Source organism: Geitlerinema sp. PCC 7407, from assembly GCF_000317045.1.
GTDB lineage: Bacteria > Cyanobacteriota > Cyanobacteriia > PCC-7407 > PCC-7407 > PCC-7407.
Map to the genome: position 1 here is coordinate 3,261,327 of NC_019703.1, position 24,375 is coordinate 3,285,701.

The following is a 24,375-nucleotide window of genomic DNA, read 5'->3' on the forward strand; positions in this document are numbered from 1 at the left end:
ACTCAATGCAGGTTAGTTTGGACGGGGTATCAAGAGGTCAATTGCAATGAGCACAGTTCTGGTTGTGGAAGACAGCGTCACGCAACGGGAAATGATCACCGACCTCCTCAAAGGAAGCGGTCTCAGCGTAGCCGTCGCCACTGATGGTGTCGAAGCCTTGGAACAGGTGCAAAAGCACTGTCCAGACCTCGTCGTGCTGGATATCGTCATGCCCCGCATGAACGGCTACGAAGTCTGTCGCCGCCTCAAAGCTGACCCCAAGACCCAAAATGTCCCTATTGTGATGTGCTCCTCCAAGGGCGAAGAATTCGATCGCTACTGGGGCATGAAGCAGGGAGCCGATGCCTACATTGCCAAACCCTTTCAGCCAACCGAGCTGGTAGGAACCGTTAAGCAACTACTGCGAGGGTAGAGTCGCCGATGGTCGGGAATCCTGATTTTTTGACTGGCAGAGGCCAAGATCAAGCACCAGAGTTTCAAGAACTGGAAAGTCCAGAAGGAGAGTTACATCTTCGGTTCTTTGTTCCCTCAGGTAATGAGTTTGCGCTGCCAGCGATCGGCATTCGCGAAGTCATCTCCCCAACCCCCGATCGCATTACCCCCATTCCTAATGTCTCACCCCTCCTCTTGGGCACGCTCAATGTGCGGGGGCGGGTAATCTGGGTGGCCGATCTGGGGCAGTTTTTGGGAGACTCAGCCCCCCTGAACACCGACCGACCTGACATTTCTGTCATTGCGATCGAAGATCAGGACCTCATGATGGGACTCGCCGTCGATCGCATCCATGAGATGGATTGGCTCGATATCGAAGACATCCAGATGCCTACGAGCGTCCCCGACAGCATGGCTCCATTTTTGCGGGGGGAGTGGGTCATCAATCCAGACGCTGATACAGTGCTTCGGCTTTTGGACCAAATCGCAATTTTGCGATCGGCACGGTGGGCAACATGAAGCACAGCCCCGTTTGGCAGCCGAGTCATCATCGAAGGCGCGCCGGTCCTTTGAGCAGTGGTTTGCTTCCCCAAGTTCTAGGAGGTCCGATCTGGCAACAGACGAGCTACGGTAGAAGCGATCGGGGTGCCCTTAACAAGCATTACAACAGATAGCGTGAGCTTCTAGCGAAACGGCAGACGTGCAACGGCAGGAGAAGGCAGATGGGTTCGAGCATCGATTACGCGCAAGAATACCAACAGGCCCAAATGGCCTACATGCAGCAGGACTATGAGACTGCGGCCAGTGTCATTGACCGACTGGTGCAGGACTTTCCCGAGGATCCGAGTGCACGCCTGCTGAGGGGGCACATTTACTGCTACGGCTTGCAGCAGTATCAGGTTGCTCAGGAGGAGTACTCAGCGGTGCTGGGGCTGACCTCAGAGCCAGATTTTATTGACTATGCCAATAGCGGTCTTGCTTACGCCGAACAGTTCGCAGGCAGTGGTGGCGCTGCGGCTGCCTTTGACACCTCTGAGTTCAATCTTGCTGCCGAGGGTGACATCGACGCCTACGGGCCGGACGCCTATGGTGTCCCTGACACTAGCAATCTAGAAGAGGCCTACGGCGCCGACGTTGCTGCAACGCCAAACGATGCCTTTGCCCAAGCAGACAATGCTTTTGCCGCTGACAGCTTTGGCGCGGAGAGCTGGCAGTCTTTTGAGGATGAGCATCTCGACGAGAACTTGTTGGGGGATGCTTCGGACTTTAATTTTGATGATTTTGGCGGATCGGCGGCGGCAGCGGACAACCCCTTTGGCACGATGGGCTCAGAAGGGGCGATCGCCCCTTCTGAGCCCGAGACTCCCTTTGACAATCCCTTTGGCCTCGACGCCGATCTGAGTACCGACGAAGCAAATGCTTTTGCAGAAGCCAGCAACCCCTTCGCCCTAGACGATGCCTTTGGCACCGAGGAGGCCGCTGCTGACAATGAGAGCTTCTTTGCAGATGAGCCTAACTTTGGCGCTGAGGAGGCCGACTACGGCGCGATCGCCCCAGAGTCCCCGTTCGACACCTCATCCGCCCCAGAGACTCCGGAGGCCCCGGACTATCCGGCTTCCTACAGCCCAGACGCGGGGAGCTACGATGACACCTTCGATCCAGGGGACTTTGGCCTCGGCGACGAGGGCAGCGCCGACGACTGGGCCAACGCAGGCAGCACCCTCGAAGACCAAGGCAGCCTAGAATCCTTCGACTATGGCTACAGCCAAACCGAGGACGAAACGTTTTTCATGGGGGATGCAGGGGCTGACGCAGCCGGGATGGGCAGCGCACCCTACGGCGGCTTTCAGCCAACCTATGACCAAGACGAGCAGACGTTTATCGCTCCACCCCAGCCTGAGGACGAGGCTGAGTCTTTTGGCGGCTATGACGCCTTTGACGACAACGCTTTTAACGACAACGCCTTCGACACGTTCGATGAAGACGCGGCCTATCGCTCGTCCAACGGCGGCGCGCCCGTCCTCTCAGCGATGGATTCCTTTGACTCCCTCGGTAGCCAGAGCAACGTTGACTTTCTAGACGAATTCGATGAGTTTGACGACCTAGGGGATCTGCCCGACTTCGATTTGTCAGAAAATTCGGCGGGCTTTACGACCCCCTCGGCTGGCACCAGCTTTGGCATGGGGACCGGGCGCACTGAAGCGGCCACAGATGAGGTGCGCTTCGACGACTTTGCAAGCGGCCTCGCGGATGACGGCGATCGCTCGGTGATAGGCGAAGATGAGCTGTTCAGCATCTCCGGCACCTCCGAGCATCTGCCCAGCTTCACCCAGTCCGACAGCCAGATCAAAGAACCCGCCGTCTCCATCGAGCAGGGCTGGCTTGCATTCTTCGAAAATGCACCCTTGGCTGCCAAGCAAATATATACAGCGATCGCTGCCGGGTTCGTTTCGGCTGCCGCCGTAGCCGTGACAGTCCATATCTCTGCAAACAACTCTCCTCCATGGACCAAGCTTGCCATGGTCTTTGCACCCGGTCTGGCCAGCGGCGGCACGACCTATGTGCTGAGCCAGGCAATGGCTCGGCAGGTCAAGCGAACCACCGACGATCTACAATCGCAGTTCCAGTCCGTGTCCCAAGGCAATTTGGGAGCGCGGGCAACGGTCTTTTCGGAAGATGAGTTCGGTCAGCTGGCCTCCGGCTTCAACCACATGGCCCGCGTGATCTTCACCACCACCAGCGAAGCGCAGCGCAAGGCCGAAGAGCAAGAGCAGGCCAAAGAAGACCTCCAGCGCCAAGTGATTCGTCTGCTGGACGACGTGGAAGGGGCGGCCCGAGGAGACTTGACTGTCCAGGCAGAGGTCACGGCAGACGTTTTGGGCGCCGTTGCTGACTCCTTCAACTTGACGATTCAGAACCTGCGGGAAATCGTGCAGCAGGTGAAGACCGCCGCTCGCCAGGTGAGCAAGAGCGCTACGGACAACGAGATTTTCGCCCGGGGCCTGTCCTCTGACGCCCTCCGGCAAGCGGAGGAGTTGGCCGTCACGCTGAACTCGGTGCAGGTGATGACGGACTCGATTCAGCGGGTGGCCGAGAGCGCCCGGGAAGCAGAAGAGGTGGCCCGCTCAGCATCGTCGACCGCTCTGAAAGGGGGCGAGGCAGTGGAGCGCACCGTGGCGGGTATTTTGACGATTCGCGAAACGGTGGCGGAAACCACCCGGAAGGTGAAGCGCCTCGCTGAGTCGTCCCAGGAAATCTCGAAGATTGTGGCGCTGATTTCTCAGATTGCGTCTCGAACCAACCTCCTCGCCCTCAACGCCAGTATTGAGGCGGCGCGGGCGGGAGAAGCGGGCCGAGGCTTTGCGATCGTGGCCGATGAGGTGCGACAGCTGGCAGACCGGGCCGCCAAGGCGTCGAAGGAGATTGAGCAAATCGTGCTCCAGATCCAGAGCGAGACGGGGTCCGTGATGACGGCGATGGAAGAAGGCACCCAGCAGGTGATCGAGGGAACAAAGCTGGCAGAACAAGCCAAGCGATCCCTCGAAGACATCATTCAAGTGTCCAACCGCATTGACATTCTGGTGCGCTCCATCACGGCGGATACGGTGGAGCAAACCGAAACCTCTCGAGCCGTGGCCCAGGTGATGCAATCGGTGGAGTTGACGGCGCAGGAAACGTCCCAGGAAGCTCAGCGAGTTTCGGGCTCTCTGCAAAGTCTGGTGGGGGTTGCGCGGGACCTGCTGACCTCGGTGGAACGGTTTAAAGTTGAGGCGATCGACTCCTCCCAATCGTCTTGAAATGGGGACAGACAAGCCTTCATGTCGATTGGTGAGAGATCGGATACATTAAAGCCAGAGAGGGCTGCTGAGGGTCACCAAAGCCGCAGTCGGTGGTGTGAAGAGGACAAGGGACGGTGGAGTTTTTTCCACTGGCCGTGCCTTCATGTCGGGCGCTCTGGAACCAGAAGCAAGCACATCGCGATCGCCTCTGGAGCCATCTAGAACTTTTAGGGGAAGGGATACCGCTATGCAGTCAGAACAACAACAGCGGATCATGGGGTACTTCATCGAGGAGGCAAGGGACCACCTCAATACCCTGGAGCAAGGTTTGCTGAACCTGCAAAGCACCCTGGAAGATCCCGAGATGCTCAATGAGCTCTTCCGCGCGGCTCACTCGGTGAAGGGTGGGGCTGCCATGCTCGGCATTGACAGCATCCAGCAAACTTCCCACCGCTTGGAAGACTGTTTCAAGATTTTGAAAGAGCACCCCGTCAAGGTTGACCAAGACATTGAGTCACTTTTGCTGAGCTGCCTGGACACGCTGCAGGAGCTGCTGGGGCAGTTGCAAACTCCGTTTGGGCTGACGGAGGAGAAGGCTCGCGAGATTATGGCTGGAGTAGAGCCTGTATTTGCGGAGCTGGGCAGCCGTCTCACCCAGATGGTTGCTGCAACGGGAGGGGTGATCACGCCAGAGACCCAAGAGACCTGGATTGCGCCCGAGGCTGCAGCGTCTGCCAGTGCTCCTGTCCAAGCCGAAGAAGAAAGTGCGCTACAGCTCATTTTCCAAAGCGATGTGCCCCGCCAGCTTCGAGATATGCTGCAGCTGTTTAAGCAGGCAGATACGCTGGAGCGGCGACAGCAGCTGCAAGAGATTTGTAGCGGCCTCAAGCGCACGGGGGAACAGTTTGATCTGCGCAACTGGTGTGATTTGCTAGAGTCGGCTCGGCTGGCGATCGCCAGTCCCGAAAACACGTATCACACCCTGGCCCCGATTGTGATTCGGGAGATTAAGCAGGGCCAGGAACTGGTGCTGGCGGGCCGGAGTGCCGACATTGCGGTGAGTCCCGCCCTGCAAGAGCTGCTGCCAGTGACGGCTGTGACGGGTGAGCTGAGCCTAGATGCGATGTTTGCCGAATCGCCATCCGGAGAGCTCGACTTCTCGGCGATCGCCGACAGCTCGACTAACCAAGCTCCAGCAGCTGTGTCGGCGTCGGATTTGGACTTCCACAAGGCGACGGGCGATCGCCCCGGCCCCGAAGTCGGCATGGCCGAGCTCAATTCCCTGGCCGACCTTTTCGAGGGAGACGTGCCAGATCTCGACATCACCTGGGAGCAAGAAGAGATTCTGGGCAGCACCGCCGACGAGATTCTCAGCTCCCTGGACCTCGACGCAGCGAGCGACTTCTCCGATGACTTTGCCGATCTGCTGTTTGAGGAATCTACCGCGTCTAGCAGCAGCGCTGAAGACGATCTTTCAGGATTTTTGCAGGCGGCGGAGCAGCGCGAGGAAACAGCCGCGATCGCCGACCTTGACTTTGATCTAGGTGACGACTCCGCTGGCCTCTTTGACGATCTGCTCGAGCCAGTAACGGTCGAACCCCCTAGCGATCTGAGCCAGCCGTCGGGAGATCTGGGCGACCTGTTTGCCGAAATTGACGCCGTTGATCTTGAGGCTGAAACCCCGTCAGCGGTCAGCCAGCCGGCTCCTGAGCTGGCGGCCCTCGGTTCGCTCTTCGGGGAAATGCCAGTGGACGATGAGGAGCTGATGACAGACCTCAACGAGGATTCGTCCAGCCCCTTTGATGAAGCGGAAGACCTGTTACAAGACGACTTTGGCGCCTCATTTGAGGATGGGTTGGGCGACCTGGGTCTAGACGAAGAGCTGGAGGGCCTTGATCTGTTGACGGAGGCCCAAAGCGGTGACGCTGACAAAGTAGCGGAGTCTGAACTGGATTTTTCGGCGGCCCTGCTGGAGGAACCTGGCGAAAGCACGACCGCCGATGAGGATTTCCTGGACCTAGGTCTGGAAGAAACAGCGGCGATCGCCTCACCAGAAGACGACTTGGGCAACCTCTTTGGCAGCGGGCTGTCTCAGGAGCGGACCGACCAACTCGGCGCCGCCGAAAGCAGCGAGCTTGCCAATTTGTTCGGCGGATCGGCTGGCGAGAGCGAGCTTACGGACAATCTTTTTGACGGCGATGCTGAGGCCGGTGATGCCTTTGCTGAGATGTCGCTCGACGCTTTTGCTGACTCAGCCGAGCCAGCGCCAGCAGCGCTTTCAGAAGTCGACGAAACAGAAGCAGCCTCAGCCTCCGAGGACGATTTCTCAGGGCTAGACTGGGATGCTGCCGAACTCGATCTGGCGCCAGAAAGCTCAGCAGCGGAGGCAGAGGAAGCAGAAGACTTCGCAGATCTAGCAGGCTTAACTGACGACACTCCAGTCGACGGCACCGGCCTCGAGCTGACAGGCCCAGAGCTTGCCTGGGACGCGATCGAGAGCGAGAACGCCGCAGCCGATGCCGCCATCGATCAGGCCCTTGGTCTAGAGTCCTTCGATCTCGAAGAAGATGCATGGGATACGCCTCCCGAGGAGGCCACAGCCCCCGAAGCAGCCTTGTTCTCCGAGACCAGCGCTCCTGAGGCCGATGTCTTTGGCGAATCCTCCGAGGCGATCGCCGCCGATGACTGGGAGCTGAGCCCTGACGACACCCAAGAGCCAGCCCTCGGCCTCGAAGCGGATCTTTTTGAGCAGTCGACCGGAGCGAGTACAGCCTCCGAGACTGGTACTGGCAACGATTGGGAGACCTTCTTTGATAGCGATCAAAAAGGCGATCGCTCCCCAAGCACCAGCAACGAGATTGAGGACTTCTTCGGCACCGACATCAGCGAAACCAGCCTAGAAGCGTCTGCTCTGACAGATTTCGCATCTACCGAGAATTTGCTCAGTGAGGAGCCAGCGCAACCAGCGGCAGAAGCCGCGATCGAGCTTGAGGAAGACCTGTGGGCCGATCAAGCAGCGCAGACCGAGGCTGCGGCGCTGTTAGACGACAGCTTCGCGGAGGCACCAGACCTTGATCTAGGTTTGGCAGATCTAGCAGGTGAGCCAGCGCCCGAAACCGCAGCGTCTCTGGACATGGAGGGCGCAACGGAGGCGATCGCAGATGACTTTGATCTAGGCTTTGCCGCCGAAGAGCTTACGGCTCCAGAAGCTACAGCTGGCGAGGAAGATCTTGGGCTTGATAGTCTCGAAGAACCCGAACTCGGCCTCGATCTGGCCGACACGAGCGAGGAAGCCGGGGCTTTGGACTTTGACCTCGGCCTAGAAGCGCCGATCGCAGAAACTCCTGAAGCCGCCGATGATCTGGATTTCGGACTAGCAGCAGACGCGTCAGACTCTCTGGAATTCGCAGCGGCCGAAGCTACCGATGAGCTCGACTTTGGCCTAGACCTGACTGAGGAACCCGAATCTCTGGGATTCGAGGCCGCAGAAGCGGATGTGCTCGACTTTGACCTAGAGAGAGGAGAGCCTGCTGAGCTAAGCTTCGAGACCGAGGCAGCCACTGACGACTTGGGCTTTGATCTGAGCGCCGCCGATGAATTCGACCTGGGCTTCGAGGCCGCCGAGGACAGCGGTGAGCTCGGACTGGACCTGGGCGATACCGATGAATTCGACTTGGGCCTCGAGACCGCTGAAGAAACCTCAGAGCTTGACTTTGACCTCGCCGCTGAAGCCACCGACGACTTAGGCCTTGATTTCGGTGAGACTGAAGCGGCAACGGATGAGCTCGACTTTGGGCTGGAGGAGACCGAAGCGGCCTCGGAGCTCAGCTTTGAACCGGAAGGCTCGGAAGACCTGGGCTTTGAGCTGGGTGCTGGCGAATCGGAAGACCTGGGTTTCGATCTGGGTGCTGGTGAGGAAGCTGGAGACCTGGACTTTGACCTGGGTCTGGAAGAGCCAGTTGCAGAAACCGCTGAAGCTGCCGATGAGCTGGATTTCGGGCTGGATCTGGCCGAGGAATCAGAGACCTTGGACTTTGGGGCAGCCGAAACCACCGATGAGCTGGACTTTGGCCTAGACCTGACCGAGGAGCCAGAATCCCTGGCATTTGACGCAGCCGAGGAGAGCGATGAGTTTGACCTTGGGTTCGAGCTCGGAGGCGAGGCAGAATCTTTAGACTTTGCAGCTGCTGAAACCACTGATGAGCTGGACTTCGGGCTGGATCTGGCCGAGGAGCCTGGTGAGCTGAGCTTCGAGACTGAGGCAGCCACTGACGACTTGGGCTTTGACCTGGGCGACACCGATGAATTCGACCTAGGCCTTGAGACCGCTGAGGAAACCTCAGAGCTCGACTTTGACCTCGCCGCCGAAGCCACGGACGACCTAGGCCTTGATTTCGGTGAGACTGAGGCAGCAGCGGATGAGCTCGACTTTGGGCTGGAGGAGACCGAAGCGACATCAGAGCTTAGCTTTGAGCCGGAAGGTTCGGAAGACCTGGGCTTCGATCTGGGTGCTGGTGAGGAAGCGGGGGATCTGGACTTTGACCTGGGTCTGGAAGAGCCCGTTGCGGAAACCGCTGAAGCTGCCGATGAGCTGGATTTCGGGCTGGATCTGGCCGAGGAGTCGGAGACCTTGGACTTTGGGGCAGCCGAAACCACCGATGAGCTGGACTTTGGCCTAGACCTGACCGAGGAGCCAGAATCCCTGGCATTTGACGCAGCCGAGGAGAGCGATGAGTTTGACCTTGGGTTCGAGCTCGGAGGCGAAGCAGAATCTTTAGACTTTGCATCTGCTGAAACCACCGATGAGCTCGACTTTGGCCTAGACCTGACCGAGGAGCCTGGTGAGCTGAGCTTCGAGACCGAGGCAGCCACTGACGACTTGGGCTTTGACCTGGGCGCCGCCGATGAATTCGACCTGGGCTTCGAGACAGCCGAGGACAGCGGTGAGCTCGGACTGGACCTGGGCGACACTGATGAATTCGACCTAGGCCTCGAGACCACTGAGGAAACCTCAGAGCTTGACTTTGACCTCGCCGCTGAAGCCACCGACGACTTAGGCCTTGATTTCGGTGAGACTGAGGCAGCCGCGGATGAGCTCGACTTTGGGCTGGAGGAGACCGAAGCGGCCTCGGAACTCAGCTTTGATCTGGAAGGCTCAGAGAGCTTGAGCTTCGATCTGGGTGCTGGCGAATCGGAAGACCTGGGTTTCGATCTGGGTGCTGGTGAGGAAGCTGGAGACTTGGACTTTGACCTGGGTCTGGAAGAGCCAGTTGCAGAAACCGCTGAAGCTGCCGATGAGCTGGATTTCGGGCTGGATCTGGCCGAGGAGTCAGAGGCCTTGGACTTTGGGGCAGCCGAAACCACCGATGAGCTGGACTTTGGCCTAGACCTGACCGAGGAGCCAGAATCCCTGGCATTTGACGCAGCCGAGGAGAGCGATGAGTTTGACCTTGGGTTCGAGCTCGGAGGCGAGGCAGAATCTCTAGACTTTGCAGCTGCTGAAACCACCGATGAGCTGGACTTCGGGCTGGATCTGGCCGAGGAGCCTGCTGAGCCGAGCTTCGAGACTGAGGCAGCCGCTGACGACTTGGGCTTTGACCTAGGCGCTGAGGAATCCTTGAGCCTTGATGATGATTTGGGCGATCTCTTCGGCACAGAGGCTTCTGAGGTCGGAGAGGGCGAGTCTTCGGCCATGTTTGACTTCGAGCTGGGCGAAGAGTCTGCCGCTACGGCCGATGATTTTGGCCTGGACGGGGCGGTGACATCGGATGGTTTGATTTTTGGCATGGATGAAGGCGATGCCGATTTGACAGAAAGCCTATTTGGCGCCGGGGAGACAGATACCTTTGAGGGGGATCTGTTCGGCCTAGAGTCGGCTGAGATGGGCGGGATTGAGACAGATCTGAGTTTTGATGACGATCTGCTGGCGATCGCCGATGAAGTTCCCGCTTTCCTCGCAGACGACACAGGGGCGATCGCCGTCACCGAGACCCTCGCCCCGGAGGAAGCCCGCGAGCTCGAGTCTCTGCTGGCGGAAGAGTCCAGCTTGCCCCTCGAAACCGGCGATCGCCAAGTTTTTGATGAGCTGGCCGCCCTTCTAGACGACGGGACGATCGCAGTTCCGGCGATCGCAGCGCCCCACGTCACCCAGATCGACATCGAAAGCGACATCGACAACGAATTCGCCGACCTCGAGAAACTCCTAGAGGACGCCGACAACACCCTCGGCCCCTCCACCAAAGCCGCTCGCGGCCCCGCGCCGACCCTCAGCCGTCGACCCCGCGGCCTGGTCGAGCAGACCATGCGCGTCCCCGTCAAGCACCTCGACAACCTCAACAACCTGGTCGGGGAACTGGTGGTCAACCGCAACAGCCTCGAGCAAGACCAAGAGCGACTGCGCCAGTTCCTCGACAACCTGCTCTACCAAGTGCAGCAGCTCAGCGACGTGGGCCAGCGGATGCGTGACCTCTACGAGCGATCGCTCCTCGAGAGCTCCCTGCTCTCCAGCCGCCGGACCCACCAGATCGCCCCGGGCAGCCACAAAAAAGGAGACTCCAACGCCTTCCACGCCACCGGCGAAAACTTTGACGCCCTGGAGATGGACCGATTCACCTCCTTCCACACCCTCTCCCAGGAAATGATCGAGCTGATCGTCCGGGTACGGGAGGCCTCCTCTGACATCGAGTACATCGTCGACGAGACCGACCAGGTCACCCGCTCCTTCCGCCAAGTCACCACCCAGCTTCAGGAAGGACTCAACCGTTCTCGAATGGTGCCCTTTGCTCAGATCGCCGACCGGCTGCCCCGAGCGGTGCGAGACATCGCCATGAAGTGTGGCAAACAGGCAGAACTCGTCATCGAAGGGCGCGACACCCTCATCGACAAGATGATCCTAGAGCAGCTCTACGATCCGATGACCCACCTGGTCAACAACGCGATCACCCACGGCATCGAGGCTCCGGATGTCCGGAAAGCCTCTGGCAAAGCGCCTACTGGCCGCATCACCGTGCGCGCGTTCCACCAAGGGAACCAAACCGTGATTTCGGTCTCCGACGATGGGGCCGGCATCCCCGTCGACCGGGTAAAAGCCAAAGCCGTCGAGCGGGGCTTGGTCACCCCCGTCGAAGCCAAGCAAATGTCTCGCCTCGACGTCTACGACCTGCTGTTCCATCCCGGCTTCAGCATTCGTGACAAAGCCGATGACTTCGCCGGTCGCGGCATCGGGATGGACGTTGTGCGCACCAGTCTCAACGAGATTCGCGGCGCCATCAACACCGACTCCACCCTGGGACGTGGCACCAACTTCACGATCCGTCTACCGCTGACCCTCAGCATTTCCAAGGCGCTGTGCTGCATCAGCAACCACGCCCGCATCGCCTTCCCGATGGACGGGGTCGAGGACATGCTGGACCTGCCCAAGGACCGCATCCAGACCAACGCCGAAGGTCAGCCTTGCATCCTCTGGCGCGACACGATGCTGCCTTTCCGGCCGCTGACAGAGCTGCTGCGCCACAACCGGTTCCTGGGTCGCGGTAGCGTCTACGGCGGTCACCAAGACGATGACATCATCTCCATCGTGGTGCTGCGCAGTGCGGGAACCTTCATTGCGCTCCAGGTCGACCAGGTCTTGGGCGAGCAGGAAATCGTTATCAAGCAGCTAGAAGGCCCCGTGCCCAAACCCGCTGGCGTGGCTGGGGCAACGGTGCTCGGGGATGGCCGAATCATGCCGATCGCGGACGTCCTAGAGCTGATCGATCTAGCGCTGGGACGAGCCCGCCGCGATGTGGGCGGCGCGCTGTGGGAAGAAGGCGATCAGGTGCCAGTGGAGCCCCCAGTGGTCAAGACCGAGCCGACGGTACTCATCGTGGACGACTCCATCACGGTGCGCGAGCTGCTGTCGATGACCTTCAACAAGTCTGGGTACCGCGTGGAGCAGGCCCGCGACGGTCAAGAGGCTTGGGAGAAACTGCGATCGGGCTTGCCTTGCGACTTGGTGTTCTGCGACATCGAGATGCCTCGCATGGACGGCCTAGAGCTGCTGTCGCGGATGCAGAAAGATCCTTCGCTCAATCGCCTCCCCATCGCGATGCTGACGTCCCGAGGCGCGGATCGTCACCGTCAGATGGCGGTGCAGCTCGGCGCTCGCGGCTACTTCACGAAGCCCTACCTGGAGGAGGCGCTGCTAGACGCAGCCCAGCGAATGCTCAAAGGGGAAGTGCTCGTCGGTAGCAAGTAAACACCTGTAAAGGCACAGATACTAACAGTTCACTAGACTGTTCAAAAACAGAATAAAAAAGAGGGCGATCGCCCTCTTTTTTTATTTGTTTCTGTTGACTCCAAAACTTCAACTAACTTCCGACAAATTCCTCCTCTTCCTTTGACTTGAGTTCAGTGAACTTGAACATGTCAGGATCAAGCTCCAAAATTTCCACCGATCGCGTACGAACGCCAATTTTGTGCTCAATCAGCAAGTCAATTAATTTCTCGCCATTGATCAGGGTAATGGGAGCAGCACCTCGCTCTACGGCTGCTGCCGCCGTTCCCTTCGAGAAATCCCCCACCGTGATAATAGTCCCTCGAACCGCGTCAAATCGGTGCAGAGAGCCCCGCAGAGCATCCAGCACAGGACGCTGAATATTGCCTTTTTGGCGCTTGGCTTGAACTACCTCCCGCACCGAGGTAATACCCATTTCAATATCAGCTTTTACATCGATTCCTTTATCATTTGAGGGCGCTGTAACCATGACATTTTGATAGTTCATCGCCTCCAAAAGCTGCTTGATGAGATGCTCAAAGGCGATCGGATCCATCGCTTCCAAATGGTCTCGAATTTTGGCGCGAATGCTGACACTTTGTTGCTTAACAAGGGTCAAAATTTCTTGCAACTCGTCAGGACTATCGGTATCTTCAGAGCCCCCCGTCCGCCGCAAGTAGGCTAGGCCCGCATCCGTGATGCTGTAGGTTGTGCCAGTTCTGGAGAGAAATCCTCGCTCCAGCAGATTTCGCAGACGACACCACAGGGTGTCCTTGATGGTGCCATCGGTCCCAAAGCGGGAATAACGCTGCAAATACTCGGCCCACTCCGGCACGAAGTCACTGTGTCGTCCAGTCCCCTTTTCGGCCACTATCGTCAGAATCTTCAGCAAGCCTTCATGCTCATCAATGTAGGCGACTGCGTCCCCTTGCTCCTGAGTCACAAAGTCATTGCCACGATCAGTCAGAAGCATCGGACCTGCGGCATTCTCGGCCAGCAGGCCATACTGACAGGCCAAGAGCCAGTGACCATAAACATGCCGAGGGTTGACCTTGCCATCGGTCTTTTTCCAGATGGCTTCTGCCAGTTCGCGATCGCTCCCTTGGAGGCGCTGGGGAATCCAAACATCCGGATCGGTCCAGTCCACAGGAGCTTGGGGACTACCCCACAGCGCAGATAGCGTAGAGCGCAACCCCGTAATCTGAGCCCTCAGGTGTCCCTGCCAAATCGGCAACACCAAACGGACTTCTGAATAAATTGGAAACAGTGGTGTTCGAACGCGTTGATTTTCGCTGTTGGTTGCGCTGGGCTTTTGATTGGGCATAAACGGATCTAATCCCCAGATGCGCAGACCAAAGACCCCTGGCCTGATGCGAACAAAGGGGCTTTGTTCACCTTTTTGCTTGATGTCCACGGCCAACCGAGCGTTGAGCGTGGCGTCAGGGGTTTTGCCATCGGTTTGCAGGAAGCCTTGCTCTAGCGATCGCCGCGTGATCTCTTGATAGTGCAATGGCTCTCCAGCAGATTGCAGAATCCTGAAAGCTGCATCAGCAAAGGACATCGGATCAGAGGTCATGGCACTTAGCGATCGACGAGAGAACGATTTCAGCTCATTCCTGGTGGCCAAAAGCGATACCTGAAAAATGCACGCAGGGGTGAGCAGTTCTAGAGTTCCCGAGAAAATTGATAAAGCTTTAGACGAATAATTATTGTTTGAGCTCAGCAGACTTTTGGCGCGGCTGAGCTCAAGGCTGAAAAGTTTAAAAACAAAACAAAAGAGGGACTCTTTTTGGGAGTCCCTCTTTTGCTTCAGAAGCGCTTGGCTTTTTAGAGCTTTGCGCAGGTGCTTGTCTTACGGATGGAGGTAAGCGGATTCGAACCGCTGACCCCTTCAATGCCATTGAAGTGCTCTACCAACTGAGCTATACCCCCGTGACGCGAAATCTATAATGCCTTGAAGGATCGGGGTTCGTCAAGGGGAATCGGAATTTTGTTGGGAAAAGAGGGCCAAGGAGGTCGGCGATCGCGCTAGAGTTTTGATCGGGCCTTCCGGGTCCACCTGTGTTTGAATGTTTTGCTGGTCAGCCTCTAGGGTTCTCATGACAGACTTTTCGGCTTCTCCCCTCAACTCGTCCATTTCCCTCAGCCCCGAAGAAACCGAAGACCTCGTGCGTCAGCTCCGGCGCAAAGAAGGAAACTGGGTGGGCTGGGGAGAGGCATGCCAAAAGCTGCTGAAATCCGGCTTCAATCCTCAGTCGCTGTTCGAAGAGACGGGCTTCGAGCCGGTGCAGCAGAACCAAGTGATCGTCGGGGCGCAGGTGTTTGCGTCGATCACGAGCGGGAACGTGGAGGAGGCTGTCCGGGAGTACTTCGAGCGCAAGGGCAGCGACATCCTCTATGAGTTCCGGATTTTGAATAATGCCGAGCGCCAAGCGGCAGCGGCGTTTGCCTACGAGCGCAAGATGGACATGGACGAAGCCCATGATCTGGCTAAGGCGATGCGAGATTATTCGCGCACCCGCAATGTGCCCGAGGCGTTCAAAAACCATCCGGGAGACGCGATCGCCTATGAGTGCTGGCGTCTAGCCCGCCAAAAGGACGATCTCCAAGAGCGATCGCGCCTGATCGCCCGCGGCTTGCAGTTCGTCCACAGCACCGAGGCTCGCCAATACCTCGAAAAGCTGCTCACCGACTTCACAGTGGTGGCCCGCCGGCCCAAGCCTTTGATGCCAATTTACCGGATGGAGTCGGACGAGGAGTCGCCGCGCATCGTGCCCGTGGCGGGCCGTCTGCCCCTCAAGCGCGACGATCTCCAGGCCGTGCCCTTTTCGGAAGATGAGCCGCCCTTTGGCATCGTCAAGTTTTCTGGGACCGGGGCCTGGGTGCCACTGCCGGGCTGGCAGGTCTTGGTGAATGCCGAAGATCCCGTGGCCGTGCTGACCACTAGCCAGGAGCTACCGACCCCCTTCGAGACGCCCGAAGAGGTGATGGTGGTGGTCGATCGGGCTCAGCGAACCTGGGAGGCGGACGCGTTTTTCATCGCAGAGAGCGCAGAGAGCGGCGACTTGCAAATCCACTGGTTCGAAGAGGCGCCGGATATGACCATCCTGGGGCGAGTCCTGATGATCTTGCGGGCCAAGCGAATTTTTGACGCCAATGTGGCCCGCGATCTTTGGCAGTTTGAGGAATAAAGGGCGCGATCGCCTCCTAGGCGAGCGGCAAAAAGGCGCCAACTGCCCTCTCAGCGGGCGATCGCTCTGGCAAATCCACCTGCGATCTTGAGATCGGCCAGGAAGTGGGAATACTGAGTGCAGCAAGCAAACGAGGCTAGCGGCGCTCAGCACATGTGGCGACAGTTCAAAAACATCCTTCATAGCGTCCAGACCTACGCCGATCTCAGTCCTGACCTCGAAGTCCGCAGAAGCGTCCAGGAGTCTCTCGGCGATCGCCCTGCCCTAAGTCCAACTGAGTGGTTTGAGCAGCTTTGGCGGCCCCTCGGCGTCTCGCCAGAGACCGCTGATTTTGCCTATCGTCATCTCGAAATTTATTCGGGGCTGCCGCTGGCGCAGGTTCGCCCGGGCGATCGCCTGCACGAAGACCTCAAGTGGACCCTCGTGTGCTGGTTTGACTGGGAAGAGGCCCTCTGCGACGACTTCCGCGACTGCTTCGCCGTCGACATCTACGACAGCCTCGGCCTCAATCTTTTTGTCACCGTTGCAGAGCTAGTGTGCTTCCTCGAGCAGCAGCGCCAAGCGGCCGATTCTTTGCCTAGCGCTGGTGTCTAGGAGGCAAGCTGCGGCGGGAGCTCAGGACGCCTGACTCGGCTTTTGGAACGTATAGAAGAAGTAACCATCGCGGAAAGGGTGTTCATCGAGGACGTGGTAAATGAACCCCTCATCCATCAGCCTTTGCCCCACTTCTAGAGCCTCATCCCGAGAGCAGCGCAGGGCCTGGAGCAGCCACTCCACCGCCTCAGACCCCACAAAGCAATCGGGGTAGACATGGAACAGGTAGCGGCGATCGCGCACCTCCACCCCGTGCTCGCCCTGCATCGCCGCCACCAGTTCCGTCAGATCCACGTCCTCCAGCGAAAAGCCGCAGGGAAAAGGGCCGTGAGCTCCCACCGCTAAGGGACTTCGCTCAGGAAGAATGAGCTGGGGATCAGGAGAAATAGGGGTAGAAGGGCGATCGCGAGTTGCCCCGTCCGGATAGTACAGCTGGGGCTCCGGGGCCGGCGCATGATCCTGCAACCACCGCCCCAAAAAAGCCTCCAAATTGGGCGATCGCACGTTGAGGTCTCGCTGGGGAAAAGGCACCTCGACCCCATAGCGCCGCAGATTCACCTCAATGCGGTAGTACAAATCGCTCTTGATGCGATCCTGCTTCTTGGGCTCCCCGATCCACACCAGCAGCTCAAAGTTCAGCGCACTGTCCCCGAACCCCTTAAACCAGACCTGGGGCGTCGGGCTGACCAGCACATCGGGATGTTCCTTCGCCGCCTCCAGCAGCGCCGCCTGCACTCGTTCAATCTCAGAACCATAGGCCACCCCCAGAGGCAGTTTGATCCGGCTGACAGGATTGCCGTGGTTCCAGTTGATCACTTCGCTTTCGAGGAAGCGCGAGTTTGGCACAATGATCGTCACCTGGTCCAGGGTGCGGATTTCGGTGCTGCGCGCGCCAATGCGATCGACAACTCCCACCAGTTCGCCCACCTTGACGAAGTCGCCCACCTGAATCGGCCGCTCCAGGGTGATAATCAGGCCGCTAATAAAGTTATTGGCAATGTTTTGGAGGCCAAAGCCAATCCCCACCCCCAGTACGCTCGCCAGGATCGCCAGGGAGCCCACGTCAAGGCCCCAAATTTGCAGCAGCACAATCAGCCCGAGGAACATCAGGATGTACTGCGTCAGGACGGCGATTACCTCCTGCATCGCCGAGTCTGCGCCAGTGCGCGCCAGCACGTAGGCCTTGAACAGCCGCGTCAGTGCCCGAACCGCAAACCAGAGGCCCACCGTGAAGCCCAAGAGCAGCAGCAGCTGTAGGGCCGAATAGTAGGTATCGCCCAGGCTCACCACAGGAGCGTTGAGCAGGTCAAAGATTTTGTAGCGACCGCTGCGCAGATGGGGGAACAGATCGGTAACGTAGACGCCGACCGCCACCCACAGCCCCGTCTGAAAGCCCAGCAGCGCTAGCTGGATAAAGAGCTTGATGGTCTGCTCCCAGGGGTGCAGGGGCGAGGCTGGGTGCCCCAGCAGACGAGTAACCTGGCGGTTGGCGATGCGGGCAAAGAGGCGGAGCCCAAAGTGGCCGGCGATCGCCGCTAGCAGGACTCCTGCCGCAAACAGCAGTGCCTCGTTAACATAGCGCGGCGATCGCTCCAGCCGCGCTCGGCGAATGGCCATTTCTAGATCCTGCTGCCACACCAGCGCCTGGGAATAAGCGCTCAGGCCCGGCAGCACGTCCCCCTGGGTCACCGTCATCAGCGCGCGATCGGTGCTTTGGCTGCGCAGGGTAATTGAGTTATTGTCCTGGGCCACGGTCAGGTCAACCGGCTTCCCAGACTCCACCTCCGCCAGCAGCGCCGTATTGATGATGTCGGCCCGCTCCTCCGCTGTGAAGTTGCCCGAGTTGCCGATGGCAAAGAGCTCTCGGCCATCTAGGACCACCGGAGCTTTGGCAGCGCTTAGGTCTGGTGCTGACTGGGCCAGGGTGGGCATCGGCATCACGGTGAGCAGCATCGCCAGCACCCCCAGCCAGATCCAGGATCCCTTGCTTCGGCGTCTCCCAAGACGTCCCTGCATTTCTCGCCCGCTCCTGCGCTGCAATCTGCGCGTCAATCCCAGCATGGTGTTCCGGTCTAGTCCTATGTGAGCAGCTTAGCTTTGTCCAGGGCGATCGCCCCCTGGGAGCTCCGCCACAGGTCCTTGCCACAGCAGGCGCTGGCTGGTGGGCTCAGGCGCTTCCTGGAGCTGGGGGCGCGATCGCGACAGCAACATACTAACCAAGGCCCAGCCACCGACCGCCATCAACAGCAGCAGCACGCCCCCCACTGTCCAAATCAGCATCGTATTGCGATAGGGGGGGTGCTCCTGGCGCTCAAAGCTCGTGTGCTCGCGAGGATTGAGCTCCGTGGCATTGAGATCCTCACCGCCCATGAGCGTCGCCGTGATTTTGTAGGGACCGATGCGCAGGGTGTCTTTGTTAGAAAACAACTGCTTGCCGCCGCGGATCATTTGGCCATTGAGAAATGTACCGTTGGCGCTGCGATCTTCGACATAGATTTCAGAGCCGGTCACCGTGATCAAAGCGTGAAAGCGCGAGACCTGGCGATCGTCTAAAACCAGGCGCGACACCGCCTGACCGCCCAGCTCCTCAGGCATTTGATCGAGCTCTCGGCCGATCGCCACCGGGGCCGCTAGGAGGGGGCGCTGCACTTCGCGGGTGCTTGGCTCTTCCCAGATTAGTTGAATGTAAAGGGGCTCAGCAGACATACAACGCCTTCTTTCAAGTCAAGATGGAAGGGAAATTGGTTAGGATCATCCGAAATTAGGGAACACCACAATAGAGCATCCCAAGAATACTGAAGGAGCGATCGCCGCCGAGCTTCAAATATTCCTGTGACTGGGCTGGATATCGCGTAGGGTTTAGGCCCATTGTGAAACTATTTCCAGCCGTTGGGCGTCAGCCCGAGGGAAGCAGGCCAAGCCTTTGTCAGCATCATACGCGACCTCGGATCCTTCCCCAGACCGAGTCCCAGCAAGCCCAGACGCTCTTTGATCCATCCTCCTGGCATCCGATTTCGTCCGGGGAGTCGGCAGGAAAATCAAAGAGCGATCGCCCCCACCCGGGATGAATGTTCCAGCAGGTTCCATCAAGACTCGCACCATGGCACTGAATTTTCTCCGGCGACAGCAGTCCACCGACGAGCCCCAGCCCCTGGGTGGGCGTTACCACGTTCTGAGCCGTCTGGGGGGAGGGGGCTTTGGCCAAACCTTCCTGGCCGAGGACCTGCACCTGCCGGGACACCCGCGGTGCGTCGTCAAGCAGCTCAAGCCCCAAGTTTCAGATAGCGCCAGTCTCCAGACTGCTCGCCGCCTTTTTGACACGGAGGCTCAGGTTCTGTATCAGCTGGGCAGCCACGATCAGATTCCCCGACTGCTGGCCCACTTTGAGCAAAGTCAGGAGTTCTATCTGGCTCAGGAACTGGTGGAAGGTCGGCTGCTCAGCCAAGAGCTCCAGAGCAATCAGCCCTGGAGTGAGGCGCAGGTGGTGGCGCTTTTGCAGGACTTGCTGACGGTGCTGGCCTTTGTGCATCAGCAGAACGTGATTCACCGGGACATCAAGCCGGCCAACCTGATTCGTCGTCAGCGCGATCGCCGCATTGTGCTGATTGACTTTGGGGCTGTCAAGCAGGTGAGCACTCAGCTGGCAGACACGCGCACTCACCAAACGAACCTGACGATTTCCATTGGCACCCAGGGCTACATGCCCAACGAGCAGCTGGGCGGCAATCCCCGCTTTAGCAGCGATCTCTATGCAGTGGGTAAGGTGGCGATTCAGGCCCTGACCGGGGTGCATCCGCGCCACTTGCAGGAAGATCCCCAAACCGGGGAAGTGGTTTGGCGCGATCGCGCTCCCGACACGACGCCCGAGCTGGCGGACTTTTTGGACCGGCTGATTCGCTACGACTTCCGAGCCCGCTATGCGACGGCTGTCGAGGCCCTAGAGGCCCTAGAGGCGCTCCCCGAGGAGCTGCGCGAGGCGTCCACCACCGTGGTGTGGCCAAGCGTTCCGGCCCAAGCCATTCCGGGTCTGGAGGGTCCGCTGGCCACTGAGGGGACCACCGTTGACGCGGGCTCTGTGGGCAGTACCCTAGTCCCGGAGGCGGGGCTCGCGGGCAGCTGGACCCCTCAGAAGTCCAGCCAGACTGGCCCCACGGTCCCGATGATGGTCACAGGATCGTCGCAGAGTGCCTCTAGGGGAACGCCGCTGGCGCTGCAGCCGATCACCTGGGTGGCGGCGGCGCTACTCCTGGGGGCAACCGCCTGGGGAGCGTGGAGCCTCTTGGGCGATCGCCCGCAGTCCCTGGAGGCCTCTGTCCAGGCCAGTCAGTCTCCCGAGGCCAGTCCTCCGGAAACCGCAGCGTCGCCAGCGCCGACTGCCTCGCCGACGCCTAGCAGCGCGCCCAGCCCCTCGCCCAGCGCGAGTCCTAGCCCAGCCGCTGCCACAGCCTCACCGACGGGGGCTTCTCCGGCCCCGGCGGCCCAGCCTGCGACGCCCGCCGGAACCCCGGCCAATTCGGGACCGCAGGCCGCCCAGGTCCTAGCAAGCGCCCAAAAACTCCAAGAAGCCGAGCGCTATCCCGAGGCGCTGAGTGCCTTTGATCAGGCGATCGCCCTTCAAGAGGGTTCGGCGGAGGCCCATCAGGGACGCTGTTTCGCCCTGAACAAGCTCGGGCGCTTTGATGAGGCGCTTTCAGCCTGCAACCGGGCGATCGCCCTCAATAGCAACTACCCCGAAGCGCACTGGAGCCGAGGGTTTGCCCTCGACGCCACGGGCCGCCACGGCGAAGCCCTGGCCGCCTACGATCAGGCGATCGCCCTCAACCCCAACTACAGCGAAGCCTGGAGCAACCGCGGGGCCGCTCTGCTGATGCTCAAGCGAGACGCCGAGGCCCTGGCTGCCTTTGACCGCGCCACCGAGCTCAATCCCCAACTGGCCGAAGCCTGGAACAACCGCGGCGCCACCCTGTGGAACCTGGGACGCTACGAAGAGGCCCTAGCGTCGGTCAACCGCGCCCTGGAAATTCGCCCCGACTACAGCGACGCCCGCAGCCTACAGCAGCAGATGCGCGCCCGGATCGGCGGATAGCCGCCCTGGGGGCGCTGATCCTGAACGTCGGCAGAGGTTCGGCACAGCGATCGGGCGATCGCCCAAATTGGTCCGTGGGTTTTTCTCAGGGGCCGAGTTGCGCGACAATTGCTTTGCAGAACACTTTCCGCGCGACCTCCTCCGCACCCAAGCCCAACCGCTTTGCGGAGAGCTTTTCAGCGCTGCACTAGCGCTCAGCCGCCCTGAATCTCGCTGCTGTCCGCGATCGCACCATCATTCGCCGTAACCATGCACAACTTCCTGCCCATTGCGTACTTTCAGAACCAGTTTGTTCCCTTCGAAGACGCCAAAATCTCCATTGCCACCCACGCGCTGCACTACGGCACCGGCGCGTTTGGCGGTCTTCGCTGCATCGCCGATCCCGAAAATCCCAACCAATATCTGCTTTTCCGCCTCGACCTCCACTGCAAGCGCCTCAGCAACAGCGCTCGCTTTTTGAACTATGACCTCCCCGCCAGCAAAATTCAGGAGGCCATCGTTGAATTTGTGCGCAAAAACCGTCCTGGCAGCTCTTCCTACATTCGCCCCTTCGTCTACACCTCAGACCTCGGCATCTCGCCCCGCCTCCACAAGATCGAAAAAGACTTTTTCATCTATGGTCTAGAGCTCGGCGACTACCTCTCCCCCGAGGGCGTGAGCTGCCGCATCAGCTCCTGGTACCGCCAAGAGGACCGCAGCCTGCCCCTGCGCGGCAAGATCAGCGGCGCCTACATCACCTCCTCCCTGGCCAAGACCGAAGCGGTGGAAGCGGGCTACGACGAGGCGATCTTGATGAACTCCCAGGGCAAAATCTGCGAAGCCTCGGGCATGAATGTTTTCATCGTCCGCAACGGCCAGGTGATCACCCCCGGCCCCGACCAGGACATCCTGGAGGGAATCACCCGTGGCAGCATCATCACCATCGCGCGGGACATGGGCCTCGAGGTGATCGAGCGGCCGGTGGACAAGTCCGAGCTGCTGATCGCCGATGAGGTTTTCCTAAGCGGGACAGCGGCCAAGATCACGCCGGTCAAGCAAGTCGAGAACTACAAGCTCTCCAGCGATCGCCCGATCACCGACCAGCTTCGCGAGAAAATCACGGCCATCACCGAAAACCGCGATCCGCAGTACAAAGACTGGGTTTACGTTATTTCCTGCGACTAGGCTTAGTTACTAGCGACTCTTGGGGCGATCGCCCCCAAACACAAACAATCCCCCCTTCATGATGAAGGGGGGATCAAAAGCTTGTCCTTTGGCGTTGCAGCCTCTAGAGCAGCAATCTAGCTAGTCTAGCGAATCACGTCCTCAGCCTTTTCTTTCATCGACTCCAGAACGTTTTTAGCCGATTCCTCGACGGTCTTGGCCCCTTGGGAGTTGCTGGGGCGATTCATTTTCTCCGCGTCAGCCGCGCCCTGCACTTCGTTAATTCCTTCATTGGCTTTGCGCTGGGTTTCCTTCAGAGAGGGAGAGACGGAGTTGCCGCGCAGAACCTGCTCCGATTCTTTTTGGATTCCCTTCAGGGCGTCTTCACCCTTGCGCAGATCGCTGCTGAAGGCAGGCGCAGCACTAGCAAACACAAACAGCGTGCAGACAAAGGTCAAAACAAGAACTCGAGCTGCTTTGACAATTGCAGAAAAGTTTTGGCGAATGGTTTTCATAATGAAATTCTCACGTTTTTAACATCAGGTGTACTGTGATTCTTTCAAAGCAGCGCTTTAAGGCGCTTTAATGTCACCTTTTCTGATGAGAAAACTCATCCTAGAAGTTCATCTTAGAAATTGGTGAACTTAGGCCCCATTGGCCGCCAGCAAAAGCTTGGCGTCCTAAAATGCTGCTGGAGAATCACACAGCGTCTTGACGGCGATCGCCCATTTTTCCAAAACTTGGATTAACAGGCTGTCGCTACAAACAAGCAGGCTTTTTCCTTGAAATTTCAGGAATTTAGCCTACAAAAATCAGTCAGAAAAATCGAAAGACTTTGATTTGAATGGTTAGCAACAGCTTAAAAAATCGCCGTAGAGGTTGCAGTTGTTTGTCCCTTGGACATCTGACTGAACCCTATATAACCATCTTTGATTTCGGCCTAATTTGAATCTACACGCGGACAGATCTGTGATTTTGGGATATTGTTGCCCAAAACCTCTGGAAATTCGGATTTTAGCAAGGTGTTCCAGAGCCACTCAGGCTTTAGGGACTTTGGCAACAAAAAATTCGCTCTTTCCTGAGATAGAGACCTCAGAAAATGAGCGAACCCAGTCGTAAGCGCAGTTGGAAAAAGAAGTCGTCTAGACTACGTTCCAACAAGTCCAGAAAAGAGATGGTGGTAGGGCCAAGCTGCCCATACCAGAGGCTACAGCGGCAGGGCGATCGCCCCTTGGCGCAGCACTTCCCAGTCTGTGCCGGTCCACTTCACCACCGTCGAGGGCGTGCCTGAGGTGGCTGGGCGATCGCCTTCGATGGCGGCCACCTCCGCCGCCTGGGGCAGCAGCACCTGGGGAAACTGAGCCGCGATGTCTTCAAGGGTCTGCAAAGCTGGCTGCCCGGAGAGGTTGGCGCTGGTGGTGGCCAGGGGACCGGTCTGGGCGAGGATGTGGCGGGCGATCGCCCGCTGGGGCACCCGCAGGCCCACCGTGGTCGGATCGGTGGGGTTGATGGCAGAGGGCACGCGATCGCTAGCGGGCAAGACCAGCGTCAGGGCTCCGGGCCAGTGACGCTCCGCCACCGATCGCCAGAGAGCCTGCTCCTCAGCGCTACCTCCCACAAAGGGCCACAAATCCTCGGCGCTGGCCCCCAGCAAAATCAGGGGCTTGGTTTCACTGCGCTGCTTGGCCGCGAAAATCAGCTCGCCCCGATCGGGGCGCACCGCCAAGCCGGGCACCGTATCCGTCGGCAACCCAACAATTTGCTGACCGGCCTTGGCTTGGGCGATCAGCTCCGGGAGCGAAGTATAGGGCATAGACAAAAAAACTCAGAGTTTCAGCAGGAGCACCCGTCATGGGCGCTCCTGGCTCAGCAAACGTGACTTCCTAGAAGCTGTTG

The 24,375-nt window shown here is 59.0% G+C and carries 13 protein-coding genes and 1 tRNA gene; 8 read left to right on the forward strand and 6 right to left on the reverse strand.

Annotated features, from left to right (window positions below; translation table 11 throughout):
- The first annotated feature begins 46 nt into the window (after nucleotides 1–46).
- The 4 genes from GEI7407_RS13270 to GEI7407_RS20755 all read left to right on the forward strand — a co-directional run bounded on the left by GEI7407_RS13270 (nucleotide 47) and on the right by GEI7407_RS20755 (nucleotide 12,447).
- Nucleotides 47–412 carry a response regulator transcription factor gene (locus tag GEI7407_RS13270; protein ID WP_015172702.1) on the forward strand — a complete coding sequence of 122 codons (366 nt, stop codon included), beginning with the start codon at nucleotides 47–49 and terminating at the stop codon, nucleotides 410–412.
- Nucleotides 413–420: 8 nt separating this feature from the next.
- On the forward strand, nucleotides 421–951 hold the full coding sequence (locus tag GEI7407_RS13275; RefSeq protein ID WP_015172703.1) for a chemotaxis protein CheW: 531 nt from the start codon (nucleotides 421–423) through the stop codon (nucleotides 949–951).
- Nucleotides 952–1,154: 203 nt separating this feature from the next.
- Complete coding sequence (locus GEI7407_RS13280) at nucleotides 1,155–4,229, forward strand: methyl-accepting chemotaxis protein (RefSeq protein WP_015172704.1); 3,075 nt, start codon at nucleotides 1,155–1,157, stop codon at nucleotides 4,227–4,229.
- A gap of 229 nt (nucleotides 4,230–4,458) precedes the next feature.
- On the forward strand, nucleotides 4,459–12,447 hold the full coding sequence (locus GEI7407_RS20755; RefSeq protein WP_015172705.1) for a response regulator: 7,989 nt from the start codon (nucleotides 4,459–4,461) through the stop codon (nucleotides 12,445–12,447).
- Between the two features lie 112 nt (nucleotides 12,448–12,559).
- Here GEI7407_RS20755 and GEI7407_RS13290 read toward each other — a convergent pair whose 3' ends face one another.
- Together GEI7407_RS13290 and GEI7407_RS13295 are read right to left on the reverse strand one after the other, a co-directional pair.
- Nucleotides 12,560–14,041, reverse strand: coding sequence for a restriction endonuclease (locus tag GEI7407_RS13290; protein WP_015172706.1), 1,482 nt, complete (start codon nucleotides 14,039–14,041; stop codon nucleotides 12,560–12,562).
- 283 nt (nucleotides 14,042–14,324) lie between these two features.
- Nucleotides 14,325–14,397: transfer RNA gene (locus GEI7407_RS13295), tRNA-Ala, on the reverse strand.
- Between the two features lie 167 nt (nucleotides 14,398–14,564).
- Here GEI7407_RS13295 and GEI7407_RS13300 point away from each other — a divergent pair.
- On the forward strand, nucleotides 14,565–15,656 hold the full coding sequence (locus GEI7407_RS13300) for a RuBisCO accumulation factor 1 (protein WP_015172707.1): 1,092 nt from the start codon (nucleotides 14,565–14,567) through the stop codon (nucleotides 15,654–15,656).
- A 117-nt stretch (nucleotides 15,657–15,773) separates the two neighbouring features.
- Nucleotides 15,774–16,250 (forward strand): hypothetical protein, encoded by a 477-nt coding sequence (locus tag GEI7407_RS13305; RefSeq protein WP_150109791.1) that lies wholly within the window; start codon nucleotides 15,774–15,776, stop codon nucleotides 16,248–16,250.
- A gap of 21 nt (nucleotides 16,251–16,271) precedes the next feature.
- Here the strand turns inward: GEI7407_RS13305 and GEI7407_RS13310 are convergent, their stop codons facing one another.
- Together GEI7407_RS13310 and GEI7407_RS13315 are read right to left on the reverse strand one after the other, a co-directional pair.
- On the reverse strand, nucleotides 16,272–18,266 hold the full coding sequence (locus tag GEI7407_RS13310; protein ID WP_015172709.1) for a mechanosensitive ion channel domain-containing protein: 1,995 nt from the start codon (nucleotides 18,264–18,266) through the stop codon (nucleotides 16,272–16,274).
- 75 nt (nucleotides 18,267–18,341) lie between these two features.
- On the reverse strand, nucleotides 18,342–18,956 hold the full coding sequence (locus GEI7407_RS13315; protein ID WP_015172710.1) for an FHA domain-containing protein: 615 nt from the start codon (nucleotides 18,954–18,956) through the stop codon (nucleotides 18,342–18,344).
- A 394-nt stretch (nucleotides 18,957–19,350) separates the two neighbouring features.
- On the opposite strand from GEI7407_RS13315, the gene GEI7407_RS13325 reads away from it, so the two are divergent.
- Both GEI7407_RS13325 and GEI7407_RS13330 read left to right on the forward strand, forming a co-directional pair.
- A complete protein-coding gene (locus tag GEI7407_RS13325; RefSeq protein ID WP_015172711.1) occupies nucleotides 19,351–21,336 on the forward strand; it encodes a protein kinase domain-containing protein in 1,986 nt (661 codons plus the stop codon).
- Nucleotides 21,337–21,585: 249 nt separating this feature from the next.
- Nucleotides 21,586–22,500 carry a branched-chain amino acid transaminase gene (locus GEI7407_RS13330; RefSeq protein WP_015172712.1) on the forward strand — a complete coding sequence of 305 codons (915 nt, stop codon included), beginning with the start codon at nucleotides 21,586–21,588 and terminating at the stop codon, nucleotides 22,498–22,500.
- A gap of 125 nt (nucleotides 22,501–22,625) precedes the next feature.
- On the opposite strand, the gene GEI7407_RS13335 is transcribed toward GEI7407_RS13330, so the two are convergent.
- Together GEI7407_RS13335 and GEI7407_RS13340 are read right to left on the reverse strand one after the other, a co-directional pair.
- Nucleotides 22,626–22,994, reverse strand: coding sequence for a hypothetical protein (locus GEI7407_RS13335; protein WP_015172713.1), 369 nt, complete (start codon nucleotides 22,992–22,994; stop codon nucleotides 22,626–22,628).
- Nucleotides 22,995–23,686: 692 nt separating this feature from the next.
- Nucleotides 23,687–24,292 carry an L-threonylcarbamoyladenylate synthase gene (locus tag GEI7407_RS13340; protein WP_015172714.1) on the reverse strand — a complete coding sequence of 202 codons (606 nt, stop codon included), beginning with the start codon at nucleotides 24,290–24,292 and terminating at the stop codon, nucleotides 23,687–23,689.
- Nucleotides 24,293–24,375 lie beyond the last annotated feature (83 nt).